Source organism: Bradyrhizobium tropiciagri (assembly GCF_018130505.1).
Taxonomy (GTDB): domain Bacteria; phylum Pseudomonadota; class Alphaproteobacteria; order Rhizobiales; family Xanthobacteraceae; genus Bradyrhizobium; species Bradyrhizobium tropiciagri_B.
In genome coordinates this window covers 338,941-351,881 of record NZ_JAFCKH010000004.1, presented here as the reverse complement: position 1 = coordinate 351,881, position 12,941 = coordinate 338,941, and the positions used below count along the sequence as shown (strand labels likewise).

Sequence of the window (12,941 nt, the reverse complement as noted above, 5' to 3'; positions counted from 1 at the left end):
GCCACCAGCTATTTTTGGTACTTTAGCTACGACAGCTTGCTGGCGGCAGGAGGATCGCGCTCAATCTGAAGAATTGCAGCAGACCACCAAAACAAGCCGCCAGACCTGGTGGCTTTTTTGTTGCCGGCAGGTCCCAATCCCAAAAGGAGCCAGCCGTGTTGAGTACGACAGACGATCTTCGCATCAAGGAACTGAAAGAGCTGAGTACGCCCGACGAGGTGATGCGGGAGGTCCCGCGCACCCTGACGGCGACCCGCGTCGTGATGGGCGCGCGGAATGCCATCCATGCCATCCTCCATGGCACCGATGACCGCCTGCTGGTCGTCGTCGGTCCCTGCTCCATCCACGATCCCGCGGCGGCCGTCGATTACGCCGAGCGCCTCGTTGCCTTGCGCGAACAGCTCGCCGACCGCCTCGAGATCGTGATGCGGGTCTATTTCGAGAAGCCGCGCACCACGGTCGGCTGGAAGGGATTGATCAACGACCCCGGTCTCGACGGAAGCTTCGACATCAACAAGGGTCTGCGACTGGCCCGCAGCGTGCTGTCGGCCGTGAACAATCTCGGCCTGCCGGCGGGCACCGAATTCCTCGACATGACGACGCCGCAATACATCGCGGACCTCGTCTCATGGGCGGCGATCGGCGCGCGCACCACCGAGAGCCAGATCCATCGCGAACTGGCGTCGGGGTTGTCCTGCCCGGTCGGCTTCAAGAACGGCACTGACGGCAACGTGCGGATCGCCGCCGACGCCGTGCGGTCGGCGTCGCACCCGCATCATTTCATGGCGGTGACGAAAGGCGGCCGATCGGCGATCGCGGCGACCAGCGGCAATGAGGACTGCCATGTCATCCTTCGCGGCGGCCGCGCGCCGAACTTCGATGCTGCCAGCGTCGATGCCGCGGCGGCCGAGCTCGGCCGCGCAGGCGTCGCCGCGCGGCTGATGATCGACACCAGCCACGCCAACAGCAGCAAGAAGCCGGAGAACCAGCCGGCCGTTGCTGCCGACATCGCAGGTCAGCTCGCAAACGGCGAGCAGCGCATCGCGGGCATGATGATCGAAAGCAATCTGGTGGCGGGCCGTCAGGATGTCGTGCCGGGCAAGCCGTTGACCTACGGCCAGAGCATCACCGACGGCTGCATCGGCTGGGATGCGACGGTCGAGGTACTGCATCGCCTGGCTGACGCGGTCGACGCCAGACGGAAAGCGCAGCAGAGCGGCCTGAAGGAGCTCTCGGCCTGACGCTGCGAACAGATCGAGCGCAACTGGCGGGGCGCGTCGCGCTCCGCCAGACTTGCTGCGTGGTCAGCAGCCGCGGCAGATGCTCTTGATCTTCTTGTCGAGCGCGGCGTCTTCCTTGTTCATCGCGCTGTTCGGATCGCTCAGATTCTTTTCGTTGGGCACTTCGCCGCGGCGCGGCTGACGATGGCCGATCGGCGCCTCCATCAACGGCCGGTCCTTCTGGATCGAAGATGATCCGCCCTGCTGCTGCGCCCAAGCCTCAGGCGCTCCCGCCACCATCACCAAAGCCATCGAGAAAACTGTTTTCCGCATCTTGCGCCTCCGCCTCTCGCCCTTCTTACCGCGCCCGCTCCGGGACGTCGATGGTCGTGCAATTGCGCCGTCCCTGCGCCGCGCAATCCTGCACCTTCCGTATATCGGCCATTGCGCCAAGTAGCCAGATTCCCGCGGCGACCAGCACTGCAAAGAAGCCGAGCATCACAGCATTTTCGATGCCGCGGTTGCCGTCGTCGTCGGGCGGCTCCTGCCGTCCCTGCCCCGACCCGTCCATCGCCGGCTCAGGGCTGCGGCGGGTAGTGATGAACATCGCCGCAATAATCGACGATACGATAGCGCGGGTCGGCGGTACCGTCACGTTCGCGGGAAGCCGGCTGCGACAAATAGCTCGGGCCGATCGGCGCCTTGCCGTGGCCGCCGGGGATGTCGAGCACATAGTCCGGCTGGCACAGGCCGGAGACGCGGCCACGCAGGCCGCGCATCAGCTCCTGCCCCGCCTCGATCGTGGTACGCAGATGCGCGGTGCCTGGCGCGAGGTCGCCGTGATGCAGGTAGTATGGCTTGATCCGGCACTCGACGAAGGCCCGCATCAACGCCGCGAGGGTCTCGGCATCGTCATTGACGCCGCGCAGCAGCACGGACTGGCTGACCAGCGGTATGCCGGCATCGCTGAGCCGCGCGCAGGCCGCGCGGGCGCCGCTGCTCAGTTCGCGCGGATGGTTGGCATGGACCGCGACCCAGGTCGTCGCACCCTCGAGCCGCAGCGCCGCGACCAGATCGGAGCTGATCCGTTCGGGATCGGCGACGGGCACGCGGGTGTGGAGCCGGATGATCTTCACATGCTCGATCGCGGCGAGATCGGCCATGATCTCGGCCAGCCGTCGCGGCGACAGCATCAGGGGATCGCCACCGGTCAGGATGACCTCCCAGATCTCCTGATGTCCGCGGATGTAGTCCAGCGCCGCGCGATAGGCGTCATCGGACAAGGCCGAGGCCTTGCCGGGCCCGACCATTTCCCGGCGGAAACAGAACCGGCAATACACCGCGCAGACATGCACCAGCTTGAACAGCACCCGGTCCGGATAGCGATGGACGATTCCGGCGACCGGCGAATGGGCGTCGTCGCCGATCGGATCAGCGTTCTCGCCAGGCTGCTCCACGAGTTCCGCGGCGGTCGGGATGAACTGCTGCGCAATCGGATCGTTCGGATCGTCCGGATCGATCAGCGCGGCAAGCTCCGGCGTCACCGCAACGGCGTAGCGCGCGGCGACCTGTTCGAGCTCGGCGAGCGCATCCACCGGCGCCAGACCTGCATCGATCAGTTCACGCGGCTGCCGCAGCGTTGCTGCGAGCTTTGGGTCGATTCGGTTCATGTCTCTCCTGCAGGCGGTGTCCAGACCACCTGATCAATGCGCGGCGCGCCGCTCGCCAGCATCACCAGTCGGTCGAAGCCAAGCGCCACGCCGCTTGCCTCCGGCATCTGGCCGACCGCAGCAAGGAAATCCTCGTCGAGCGGATAGCGCTCGCCGTAATGGCGGGCCTTCTCGTCCATCGCGGCGGTGAAACGTTGCCGCTGTTCGGCGGCGTCGGTCAACTCGCCAAAGCCGTTGGCGAGCTCGACGCCGCAGGCATAGACCTCGAATCGCTCGGCCACGCGCGGATCACGCGCCGCAGTTCGCGCCAGCGCCGCCTCCGGCGATGGATATTCGAACAGCACCGTCAGCCTGCCCTGGCCCAGATTGGGCTCGATATGCTCGACCAGCACCTTGCTGAAGATATCGGACCAGGTGTCGTCGTCCGCAATCCTCACCCGCGCCTTTGCCGCCTCCGCCAACGCCGCGCGATCGCCCTCGTTGCCCGCGATCGTCGACAACAGGTCGATCACGGCGAAGCGTTCGAAGGCTGCCGCGACGGTCAGCAGTTCCGGCTCAGCGAACGGGTCGGCGGTCTTGCCGCGAAACGAAAACCGCCCGATCCCGGTCGCCTGCGCGGCATGCGCGATCAGCACCACCGTGTCGGCCATGATGGCGTCGTAGCCGTCATTGGCGCGGTACCATTCCAGCATGGTGAACTCGGGCAGATGCAGGTCACCGCGCTCGCGATCGCGGAAAACCCGCGCGAACTCGTAGATCTTCGGCTCCCCGGCCGCGAGCAGCTTCTTGCAGGCGAACTCCGGCGAGGTGCGCAGATAGCGCGTCGCCGTCGAGCCGTCCGCCCGCAGCAGGTCGGTGCGCGGCGCATGCAGATGCGTCTCGTTGCCCGGTGAGACCTGGAGGACCCCGGTCTCGACCTCGACAAATCCCTGCTCCTCGAACCACGCTTTGGTCGCCTTGGTGATCGCGGTCCGCGCCTGCAGGAACGGTCTGCGGTCGGCGAAGCGTGACGGCGCCCACCACGGCGATTGGTCTTGCCCGGTCATGGTCGCACCGCTCCGCGGCCCGCGGATTCGACATCAAGATGCCGCCATCCACCCTCAAGAAATAGCAGCAAGCAATTGATTTTGAATGGATTTAAGACTGTCACGACCTTGATCCCGCGCCCTGTGGCGTCGTCCGTCCCTTCATGTCGAAAGATACCGGCGTTGTCCATGTGCGCGATGGGCTGAACCGGACCGGCTGCTGCGGTGTCCCATCTGCAATCCACGGATCAAGGGATACGACGATGTTTGGCCGGCTTCCAGGATTGGTGCTGTTGTTCGGGCTGGCCCTTGCGGCGCCGGCGTGCGCCAACGGACCCGGCAGCGAGTTCAAGCGGGTTAACGATGCGAAGGCCGTCACCTCGCCCGATGGCAAGCTTCGCGTCGAGCAGTATTCGCGCGACATGGGCGACGACGGCATGCTGTTTCAGTTCTGGACCTTCGACCGCGGCCGCAAGAACGCGTCGCTGCTCAATGAGGGCGAAACCACCGATCAGGCCGGCTATCGGGCCGGCTTCCGCTTCAGCCCGGACAGCCGATGGCTGGTGCGGATGCAGAAGATCGGCTCCGGCACCCAAACGCTGCATCTCTACAAGCGCAGCGGCGACCGCCTTGCGCCCGCGACCGAGAAGCCGCTCGGCGATGCCGCCTGGGACTATTTCTTCACCCAGCCCGCCGCCAAGGTCGTTCGCTACGACCCCAAGGACCCCTATTCGCTCGATCATATGCAAGCCGGCCTGGTTAAGGGGCTCGAGGACAATTATCGCTGGCTGGGCCAGAACTGGCCGGACAACCGCTACCTCGTGATCGGCCTGTCGTTCGACATCCAGGGCGAGGACACGCCGTTTCCCTGGGTCGAGGACTGGCGCTGCCTCTACGACCTGAAAACCGGGACGTTCTCGGTTCCCGAGGCCTTTGCCGAGCACAACGCCAAGGCATGGAAAACCCCCGAACCGAGGCCTAAATAGCGCCAATCAGCGCCATCCGGCCGTTGGCAACCTGCCGAAATCGGCCGCAAAAGGCTGGCATCTCAGGTGCAAATCAGTATGTTGCAGCCCGAAATCGCCGCCATGGCCGAGGGCTGGCGACCGGTTTGCGCCCCCGGCTCCCCAAATTCAGGAAAACACCTTTGAAAGTCATCGCCAGTTCTATCCGCAAGGGCAACATCATCGAGCAGGACGGCCGGCTCTATGTGGTCCTCTCCGCCGAGAACATTCACCCCGGCAAGGGCACCCCGGTCAGCCAGATCGAAATGCGCCGCATCGGCGACGGAGTGAAGGTCTCGGAGCGCTACAAGACCACCGACCAGGTCGAGAAGGCCACCGTCGAGGATCACAACTACAACTACCTTTATGAAGATGGCGACGGCTTCCACTTCATGAACAACGACAACTACGACCAGGTGCAGGTCTCCAAGGAGATCGTGGGCTCGTCCGCGCCGTACCTGCAGGAGAACATGACCGTGAAGCTCTCGATGCACGAGGGCAATCCGGTCGCGATCCAGCTGCCGCAGCGCGTGACGCTCGAAGTCGTGGAGACCGAGCCCGTCACCAAGGGCCAGACCGCCTCCTCGTCCTACAAGCCCGCGATGCTCTCCAACGGCATCCGCACCGGCGTGCCGCCGCACGTCACCACAGGCACCCGCATCGTGGTCATGACCGAGGACGGCTCCTACGTGGAACGCGCCAAGGATTAAGCTTGATACGCGATGCTTTGGAATGAACTTCCGGATCATGCTTTAATCCCTCCGGCGTAACAATCGAGCCGGAGGCGAAGTGAATACGAAGGTTGTCAGCCTGTGCGGTTGCTGGCTGGCAGCCTTTTTTCTGATTCTCCCCGGCGCTTCCGCCGACGAATTCAGGACGCCGTCGATTTCGGCCATGCGGGTCGAATGGCGCGGCGCACTGGACCAGCTGCGGCAGGAGATCAACGCCCGGCCGGCGATCGCTCCGAGCTTCAGCTTTGCGAGCCAGCGTCGCGTCCCGGCCTCCGATCCACGTTCGACACCGGCTTTGGTGCAGTTGAACGCGATCACATCGCCGATCTTCCCGGGCATCGCCCGCAGCCCGATCCCCGTGCTGCTGCCGTTCGACACTGCGAGCTACCTCGAGGCGCGGCAAGGCGGCGCGCCGGACAGCCTTTCCGTGTCCCGCTATCAGGCCGACTTCCGCGCCGCCGACGTCTTCCATGCCGGCGGGTCCGGCTATGACGCGGTGTTCTCGCTCGCGCCGGGTGCCGGTGACGGCATGCCACCGCGGATCTTTGCCAAACCGGTCGAGGTGCAGATCTCGGGCTCGATCCTGGTCTACGACCTCGCCGACCGGCTCGGCGGCAAGGGCGAGCCGGTCAAGGCGCTCGCCAGTCAATTCCCTGACATGCGCCGCTTCATCCGCGAAGGCTATCTCCGCTATGCCTTCACCCGCTTCGGCATTCCCTATGTGGTGTCGATCCAGTGTCTCGACAGCGTGCCGCGGTCGAAGCGGCTGGCGTGCCGCGAGGCCTACCCGGTCGCCGAGCGCTTCCTGAAGGCGTTGCGGATCGCCGGCGGACAGCCGTCACGGCCGCGCAGCGACATCGCCTCCGAGCTCGCCGATCGGCCGGCGGCCCAATCATCCGATTTCACCTATCGCCCCAGCGGCGACATCGTGGCCGGCAGCGGCGGACGCAAGCAAGGCGGCCACGCCGACCTCACCGTCTATTCGCAGATCCGCTTTCCGCTCGAGAACGCGCCGGCGTTCGCGCATTCGCAATCCTTCGCGCCACGCAGGTCGGCGGCCACCGAATATCCGTGGCAGGACAATTTCTGCGAGGCGCGCAGCTTCGAGGTCGGGCAATGCGACAGCGGCTTCGGCCATCAGGGTCAGGACATCAAACCCGCCGCGTGTCCGGTGGACGGCAATACCGGCTGCGATCCCAGGCAGCAGGCGGTGGTGGCGGCGCGCGACGGCATCGTGATCCGCTCGGCACAGCAGCAGGCCGCGACGGTGCAGGTCAACACCCGCACCGAGCATGTCCGCTTCCGCTACATGCACATGAATCCGACGGCGATGGATAGCGACGGCCTGCTCAACGGCCGCCGCGTCGAAGAGGGCGAGAAGATCGGCGTGGTCTCGAACTATCTCGACCACCCCAACGGCACGTCGCGGCACCTGCATTTCGACGTGCAGGTGTTCACGCGCGACGGCTGGCTGTGGGTCAATCCCTACACCACGCTGGTGTCGGCCTATGAGCGGCTGATCCGCGGCCGCGGCCGCGAGATCGGGCCGGAGCCGCCGCCCGCGTCAGCCGTGGCCCATGCCCTGCCGGACGACGTCGCGCGCCACATCGACACCCAGGAAGGTGGCGGCAATTAGCGCGCGGCGCGCGCCTGCCGCACCATCAATCAATCTGCATTCCGGCCATGACTTCCTTGACCCGGCTCTGGGCCTCGGCAGGCAGCGGCATGATCGGCAGCGGCGGCTCAGCCACACAGATGCCTCTGAGATTGGCGAGCGCGTAGGCCACGCGAATACTCGAGAACGTCTTGAACAGGTCCCAGACCGGCTGCAGGCTCGCGTCGAGGCGTCGCGCCTCCGCGGCATTGCCGCTCGCGGCAGCACGGACGATCTCGGCGCAAATCCGCGGAAAGACTCCCGCGAGAACGCTGTACCAGGTGTCGCAACCGGCCAACAGCGCCGCGGTGCAATTCCAGTCGGCGCTGTAGCCGAGCGAGAAGCCATCCGGCGTCGCGGCTCGCAGCTCCTGCAAATGGCCCGGCACGGCTGCAGCATCCAGCGCCGGACTCTTCACCGCCACGATGCCATCGACGCGGCTCAAACGACCGATCAGCGCCGGCGTGAAACGAAAATGCGTGGTGCCGGGATTGTCGTAGATGCAGATCGGCAACCCGCTTTCGTGCGCGACCGTTCGGAAATGCTCGAACACCTCGTCATCCGTGAGCGGCGTGTAGGAGACGGCCGCCAACAGCCCTGCCGCCGCGCCGGCATCGCGCGCGTCCTGCGCCAGCCTCACGGTCTCGTCGGTGCGCAGCGCGCCGATCCCGACCAGGATCGGCGTCGTCCCCTCTGCAAGGCGAACGGCCGCCTGAACGGCACGCCGCCGCTCGTCCCGGCCGAAATACGGATATGAGCCGGTGCTGCCAAGCAGCCCGATCGAATCCACTTTCGCGGCGATCAACGGCTCCAGCAGCGCCCTGAGGGCGCCGACATCGACCCGTCCATCGCGATCCGACGGCGTGATGGGAAACGCGGAAAGTCCCTTCAGATTGGTCATCGGTTCATTCCTCTGCAGTCGCTTGCGCGTCGGTGGGCATCAGAACTCGACACATAGCGCGGACAATCACGGTCGAGGTGATCCAGTTTCCATCAATCACGCTGTACCACCCGGCCTACCTTGCCAACCCCCGATGGAAGCCGCGCGACAGGCGGCGCAGCCACCGGTTCCATTTCGCAACCACATGCGCGTCATGTCACGGAGACAAACGCCCGCTGCGTCGATCAAGATGGGCACGGCAGCCGCACTGACGAACGGCCGCCAAATCGCGGGATCCGATTCCGCTTCCATCGACGGACGCAGGTGTATCGCTGATGCCCTCACAGGCCGGACCGCAACCAGGCATGCTCTCGACTTTCATCTGGTTTTTTCTCCGAGTGAAAGGCCGCATCAGCCGGCAGGAGTTCAGCCTGGGCTTTTTTGGTCTCGTCCTGGTCGACATCCTCGTCATCCGTATCGGGACCAGGTTCGGCTCCGCGCCGCGCTACTATACCAACAGCCCACCGGGCGATGACGTTTCCATCACGAGTCTTCTGCTCATCCTTTCCTTGTGGCCGTTCGCCGCGATCATCGTGAAGCGGCTGCACGACCTCAACGTCTCCGGCTGGTGGGCGCTGGCCATTCTGGGGGTTCCCCACCTCGCCGGCGCGCTCCACGAAAGAACCTGGATACCCTACCTTGCGATCGTGGGGACGCTGAGCCTGCTGCCGGGATTGAAGGGAGACAACCGGTTCGGCCGGGATCCCCTGGCGCGCGCGGGTATCTAGCGCGCGCCGCTATTCCAGCATCGTCGTCAGCTGCGCGCCCTCGTCGGCGACGAACACCGCGATCAGCTCGGCCGGCTCGGTGTTGCTCGCATTGGCCGAGACCATGTGGGTGGAGCCCGGCGGCTCGAAGAAGGACTGGCCGACCTTGAAGGTCTCGACCGGCCCGCCGCCGAGCTGGGAGCGGATCTCGCCCTTGGTGATGTAGGCCGTCACCGAGCCCGAATGGCGGTGCGGCGGCGTGAATCCGCCGGGACCGTAGAACACGCGCACCACGGTGACGCGCTTGCCCGCCACGTTCGGCAGCGCGTGCGAGGTGATGACCTCGACCTTGTCGAGCGGCGACGCCGCATTCGCGCTGGCGCACAGCGGCGCGATCACCGCCGAGATCGTATCCATCGGAAGCGGCAACGCCTTGCCGATCACGAACGCGCAGGCGAGGCCTGCGACGACGGCCAGTGAGACCGGTCGCGGCGGTCGCATGAATGGAAGAGACACTGGCGCAGTCAGCGTGGTCATCGTTTCTTCTCCCTGTTCGATTGTCGTTCAGATCGTCTTGCCGGCGGCTTCACGAGGCCGCCGCATTAGCCCTTTGCTTGCGCGCCGGCGGCGTCCAGCGATAGGCCGCACCGAACCTGTTCCAGACATTGATCGATGCGATCGCCGAGGTGAGATAGGTCAGCTCCGGCTCGGGGAATTCGGCGGCGACCTCGGCATAGATCGCGTCGCTGACGCCGTTCGGCAGTGTCGTCAGCGCCTCGGTCCAGGCCAGCGCGGCACGCTCGCGCGCCGAGAACTGCGGTGCATCGCGCCACGCCACCAGAAGGTTCAGCTTGTCGGCGGGAACGCCGAAGCTTTCGCCCTGCAGGACGTGATACTGCACGCAGAAGGCACAGCCGTTGATCTGCGAGGCACGCAGCTTGACGAGCTCAAGCAGCTGCTTGTCCAGACCGGCCTTGGCCGCGAACTGGCCGAGCGAGCGCACCGCGGCGAACACATCGGGCGCGAGCTTCTCGAAATCGGTGTATTCCTTGCGGGCGTGTGACATCTGCCTGGCCTCATGTTATCAGTGCACTGATACATTATCAGAGCCCTGATATCATGGGCAAGGCACAGGCATCGGCGAAGACGGCATCGGGCGACATGGCGGGAATGCAGAAAAGAAGGAAATCCGGAGCCGCCCTCGCGCGTCCGGTCGGCAAAGCGGCCGCAGCAGATCGCTTTTCGGCCAAAGCCACGCCCGCATTGCACGTCCCTCCGCCGCCGGGCGAGGGTAAACGCGGCGAGCAGGGCTATCTTGCCTATCTGCTCCGGCAGGCGCATGCCGCCTCGCGGCTGTCGATGGAGCGCGCGCTGGCGCAGCTCGGCGTGACCACGCCGCAGTTCGTGGTGCTCACCATGCTGAAGGCCTATCCGGGGCTGTCGGGCGCCGACCTCGCGCGCGTCGCGTTGCTGACGCCGCAGACCGTCAGCGTGATCATCAAAAATCTCGAACGCGATGGCGCCATTCGCAAGACGCCGCACCCGGTGCACGGCCGGGTGTTGCAGTGGACGCTGACCGGCCATGGAACCACGCTGCTGGAGAAGTGCCGGCAGATCGCCCAGGCCCAGGAGCGACGGCTCGCCGCCGGACTGGACGAGAAGGCGGAACGCGCGGTCCGCCAATGGCTGTCAAAAATCGCCACAGATTTGCAGGATAGCTAGAGCTTGACCCGGAAAGTGGGCACCGGTTTTCCGGTCGGGTCATGCTCAAATGATGTTCCCGCGGCGTCATGGCTTTTGGCCCATTCCGGCAGCGCCGCTAGACTGGGCATATGAAACAGCTTGATTCTCCGACGTCCCCTGCCCGCCGCGCCATCCTGAAGGCGGGGCTCGCCGCTGGCACGATGTTCGTAGCTCCTCTCGGTGCGCTGGCCGCGGCGCCTGCCGGCTTCGACCAATGGCGCGACAGCTTCCGCGCCAAGGCAGCCGCAAAGGGCATCACGGACGCGACCTGGAGCCGGTGCATGGGCCGGGTCGAGCCCGACATGAGCGTGTTCCGGCAGATGCGCAATCAGCCGGAGTTCCACGAACAGATCTGGCAGTACATCAACCGGCGCGTCTCCGACTGGCGCGTCATCCACGGCCGCGAGGCGCTGAAAAAGAACGAGGCGCTGTTCGGCCGGATCGAGCGCGACTTCGGCGTCGAGCGCGGCACGCTGCTGGCGCTATGGGGCGTCGAATCGGCCTATGGCGATCCGCTGGTGCAGCAGAACCACATGACGCCGGTGTTTCCCTCGCTCGCCGCGCTCGCCTGGAACGAGCCGCGCCGCAAGGCCTATTGGGAAACCGAGCTGATCAACGCGATGAAGATCGTGCAGCGCGGCTGGAGCACGCCGGACGAGATGAACGGCTCCTGGGCCGGCGCGATGGGCCATTCGCAATGGATGCCGGAAGTCTGGCTCAATGTCGGCTTCGACTACGACGGCGACGGCAAGGTCTCACCGTTCGGCCGCCCCGACGATGCGCTGGGCTCGACGGCAAAATACCTGATCAACCGCGGCAAATGGCACCGTGGCGAGCACTGGGGCTACGAGGTCCGCGCCCCCGGCGGCGGCGCCGGCGGCAGTCGCAGCTACGCGGCCTGGGCCAGCGCCGGCGTGACCCGCGCCGACGGCCAGCCGTTCCCGCAGCCGAATGCGTCGGCGCAGCTCTGGATCCCCGTCGCCGGCGGCCCCGCCTTCCTGCTGGGGCCGAACTTCTATTCGGTGAAGAGCTACAACCCCTCGATGAACTATGCGCTCGCGATCTGCCATCTCGGCGACCGCTGCCTCGGCGGACCGCCCTTCATCCAGCCGTTCCCGGGCTCGGAGCGCGCACTGACGCTCGCCGAGGTGCAGGAGATGCAGACGCGGCTCACAAAAGCCGGTTTCGACACCGGCGGCACCGACGGGCGCGTCGGCAACGACACCATGAAGGCGATCAAGGATTTCCAGACCAAGGCAGGCTTGCTGCCCGCCGATGGTTACGGCGGGCTGAAGGTGCTGGCGCGGCTCAGGCAAGGCGGTTAGCCTTCTTCTGGCGTTTGAGCTTCGTAGCCTGGGAGAGCGCAGCGATACCCGGGGACATTCCCGCATGTCGCTTCGCTCATGCGGGCTACAAACTAGCCAGCCGGAGGCTGCCGCACCACGCCGCCCGCATTCATGCCGCCGTCGATCACGAGCTCGGTGCCGGTCACGTAACGCGATGCATCCGACGCGAGATACAACACGCCCTGCGCGATCTCGATTGCATGGCCGGCGCGGCCGAGCGGCGTCGCGAACCGAGCGCGCTCCTCCGGATCGATCGGCGCGTTCTGGCCGGCACCGGTGGCACTGGTGGGAATCTTGCCCCAGATCGGCGTGTCGATGATGCCGGGGTGCACCGAGTTGACGCGGATGCCGTCGCCGATCTGCGCGCATTCCATCGCGATCGCCTTGGCGAACAGCCGCACGCCGCCCTTGGTCGCGCAATAACCGGCGAGGTTCGCCGATCCGCGCAGGCCCGCCAGCGACGACATCATGATGATCGAGCCGCCGCCATGCTTGCGCATCAGCGGCAGCGAATGCTTCACCGACAGGAACACGCCGTCCAGATTGATCGCGGTCTGCCGGCGCCAATCCGCCAGCGTCATGTCGACGATCGAGGGAGCACCGATGCCGATGCCGGCGTTGGACACCATGACGTCGAGCCGGCCGTAGCGCTTGCCGACCTCGGCGACGACCTCGATCCAGCGCTCCTCGCTGGTGACATCCTGCGGCAGGAAGATCACCTCGCGTCCGGCCTTCTTGAGGCGCGCGGCAATCTCGGGCCCGTTCAACTCGTCGATGTCGGTCGCAACGACGGTCGCGCCCTCCTGCGCCAGCAACTCGACGATCGCCGCGCCGATGCCTGACGCGCCGCCGGTCACCAGCGCGACCTTGCCCTCAACCTGTCCTGCCATGTCCACTCCCG

The 12,941-nt window shown here is 65.8% G+C and carries 15 protein-coding genes; 7 read left to right on the top strand and 8 right to left on the bottom strand.

Annotation, left to right across the window (positions count from 1 at the left end):
- Nucleotides 1-155 precede the first annotated feature (155 nt).
- Nucleotides 156-1,241 carry a 3-deoxy-7-phosphoheptulonate synthase gene (locus JQ633_RS12330; protein WP_211985286.1) on the top strand — a complete coding sequence of 362 codons (1,086 nt, stop codon included), beginning with the start codon at nucleotides 156-158 and terminating at the stop codon, nucleotides 1,239-1,241.
- A 63-nt stretch (nucleotides 1,242-1,304) separates the two neighbouring features.
- Here the strand turns inward: JQ633_RS12330 and JQ633_RS12325 are convergent, their stop codons facing one another.
- From JQ633_RS12325 to epmA, 4 genes are read right to left on the bottom strand one after another with little or no spacing between them, the layout of a single operon-like run.
- A complete protein-coding gene (locus JQ633_RS12325; RefSeq protein ID WP_211985285.1) occupies nucleotides 1,305-1,553 on the bottom strand; it encodes a hypothetical protein in 249 nt (82 codons plus the stop codon).
- Nucleotides 1,554-1,578: 25 nt separating this feature from the next.
- Nucleotides 1,579-1,791 (bottom strand): hypothetical protein, encoded by a 213-nt coding sequence (locus JQ633_RS12320; RefSeq protein ID WP_211985284.1) that lies wholly within the window; start codon nucleotides 1,789-1,791, stop codon nucleotides 1,579-1,581.
- A gap of 7 nt (nucleotides 1,792-1,798) precedes the next feature.
- Nucleotides 1,799-2,890, bottom strand: coding sequence for a lysine-2,3-aminomutase-like protein (locus JQ633_RS12315; RefSeq protein ID WP_211985283.1), 1,092 nt, complete (start codon nucleotides 2,888-2,890; stop codon nucleotides 1,799-1,801).
- The gene (gene epmA / locus JQ633_RS12310; protein WP_211985282.1) at nucleotides 2,887-3,936 is read right to left on the bottom strand and encodes an EF-P lysine aminoacylase EpmA; all 1,050 of its coding nucleotides are present in this window, start codon (nucleotides 3,934-3,936) and stop codon (nucleotides 2,887-2,889) included. The genes JQ633_RS12315 and epmA overlap by 4 nt, the downstream gene beginning before the upstream one ends.
- A 242-nt stretch (nucleotides 3,937-4,178) precedes the next feature.
- On the opposite strand from epmA, the gene JQ633_RS12305 reads away from it, so the two are divergent.
- The 3 genes from JQ633_RS12305 (at nucleotide 4,179) to JQ633_RS12295 (ending at nucleotide 7,286) form a co-directional block, all read left to right on the top strand.
- On the top strand, nucleotides 4,179-4,901 hold the full coding sequence (locus tag JQ633_RS12305; protein WP_211985281.1) for a hypothetical protein: 723 nt from the start codon (nucleotides 4,179-4,181) through the stop codon (nucleotides 4,899-4,901).
- Between the two features lie 161 nt (nucleotides 4,902-5,062).
- Nucleotides 5,063-5,629: an elongation factor P gene (gene efp / locus JQ633_RS12300; RefSeq protein ID WP_211985280.1), complete on the top strand. Its 567-nt coding sequence runs from the start codon at nucleotides 5,063-5,065 to the stop codon at nucleotides 5,627-5,629.
- A gap of 79 nt (nucleotides 5,630-5,708) precedes the next feature.
- Nucleotides 5,709-7,286, top strand: a complete 1,578-nt coding sequence (locus tag JQ633_RS12295; protein WP_433995647.1) for a M23 family metallopeptidase — start codon at nucleotides 5,709-5,711, stop codon at nucleotides 7,284-7,286.
- 25 nt (nucleotides 7,287-7,311) lie between these two features.
- Here JQ633_RS12295 and JQ633_RS12290 read toward each other — a convergent pair whose 3' ends face one another.
- Nucleotides 7,312-8,205, bottom strand: a complete 894-nt coding sequence (locus tag JQ633_RS12290; RefSeq protein ID WP_211985279.1) for a dihydrodipicolinate synthase family protein — start codon at nucleotides 8,203-8,205, stop codon at nucleotides 7,312-7,314.
- A 344-nt stretch (nucleotides 8,206-8,549) separates the two neighbouring features.
- Here JQ633_RS12290 and JQ633_RS12285 point away from each other — a divergent pair, with 344 nt between their 5' ends.
- Nucleotides 8,550-8,972, top strand: a complete 423-nt coding sequence (locus tag JQ633_RS12285; RefSeq protein ID WP_211985278.1) for a DUF805 domain-containing protein — start codon at nucleotides 8,550-8,552, stop codon at nucleotides 8,970-8,972.
- 9 nt (nucleotides 8,973-8,981) lie between these two features.
- On the opposite strand, the gene JQ633_RS12280 is transcribed toward JQ633_RS12285, so the two are convergent.
- Nucleotides 8,982-9,488, bottom strand: coding sequence for a cupin domain-containing protein (locus JQ633_RS12280; protein ID WP_211985277.1), 507 nt, complete (start codon nucleotides 9,486-9,488; stop codon nucleotides 8,982-8,984).
- A 49-nt stretch (nucleotides 9,489-9,537) separates the two neighbouring features.
- Nucleotides 9,538-10,017: a carboxymuconolactone decarboxylase family protein gene (locus tag JQ633_RS12275; protein ID WP_211985276.1), complete on the bottom strand. Its 480-nt coding sequence runs from the start codon at nucleotides 10,015-10,017 to the stop codon at nucleotides 9,538-9,540.
- 95 nt (nucleotides 10,018-10,112) lie between these two features.
- Here JQ633_RS12275 and JQ633_RS12270 point away from each other — a divergent pair, with 95 nt between their 5' ends.
- Both JQ633_RS12270 and JQ633_RS12265 read left to right on the top strand, forming a co-directional pair.
- Entirely contained in the window at nucleotides 10,113-10,673 is a 561-nt protein-coding gene (locus JQ633_RS12270; protein ID WP_211985546.1) for a MarR family winged helix-turn-helix transcriptional regulator, read from the top strand.
- Nucleotides 10,674-10,783: 110 nt separating this feature from the next.
- Complete coding sequence (locus JQ633_RS12265) at nucleotides 10,784-12,019, top strand: lytic murein transglycosylase (RefSeq protein WP_211985275.1); 1,236 nt, start codon at nucleotides 10,784-10,786, stop codon at nucleotides 12,017-12,019.
- A gap of 92 nt (nucleotides 12,020-12,111) precedes the next feature.
- On the opposite strand, the gene JQ633_RS12260 is transcribed toward JQ633_RS12265, so the two are convergent.
- Nucleotides 12,112-12,930: a glucose 1-dehydrogenase gene (locus tag JQ633_RS12260; protein WP_211985274.1), complete on the bottom strand. Its 819-nt coding sequence runs from the start codon at nucleotides 12,928-12,930 to the stop codon at nucleotides 12,112-12,114.
- Nucleotides 12,931-12,941 lie beyond the last annotated feature (11 nt).